The organism is Bartonella sp. B10834G3, assembly GCF_016102505.1.
Taxonomy (GTDB): domain Bacteria; phylum Pseudomonadota; class Alphaproteobacteria; order Rhizobiales; family Rhizobiaceae; genus Bartonella; species Bartonella choladocola.
Genome location: NZ_JACFOM010000017.1, coordinates 1 through 457, shown reverse-complemented (window position 1 = coordinate 457; position 457 = coordinate 1). Strand labels below are relative to the sequence as shown.

The following is a 457-nucleotide window of genomic DNA, read 5'->3' as shown; positions in this document are numbered from 1 at the left end:
GCGGTTATTACCGATGCGACGGTTAATGGTGTAATATATGGCGGAATGGCGTCAACCAATGCAATCAATAACACCGTCGCGTTGAGGGGTGGTATTGCCGAAAAAAGCGTAACAGGCGGGTTTTCTTCACTTGGTGATGCAACAGAAAACAAGGTGATAGTATCGGCCAAAAGTAGTGCACAAAACGTCATAGGCGGTCAAAGCCAAAATGGTGGGGCGATAGCAAATAGAGTTGCTATCGAGGATGCGACAATTACCGGAGATGTTTTCAGTGGCGTATCTACTGGTAGTTCGGCAACGAAAAACATTGTGACGTTGATGGGAGAAAGCGTCAGAATTTCCGGTTCGGTGTATGGCGGCTATGACATGGCAGCTTCATCGAATGATGTTTTTACCGGCAATACGCTAAACCTGAATGAATTTCGCGGAAGCATGGCAGGCATCTATAATTTTGAAA

Annotated in this window: 1 protein-coding gene; it reads left to right on the top strand. The window is 46.0% G+C overall.

Translation table 11 applies throughout. The features are described from left to right. Positions 1-45: 45 nt before the first annotated feature. The coding region (locus H3S94_RS11755; RefSeq protein WP_198241179.1) for a hypothetical protein at positions 46-457 on the top strand (412 nt) is incomplete at its 3' end.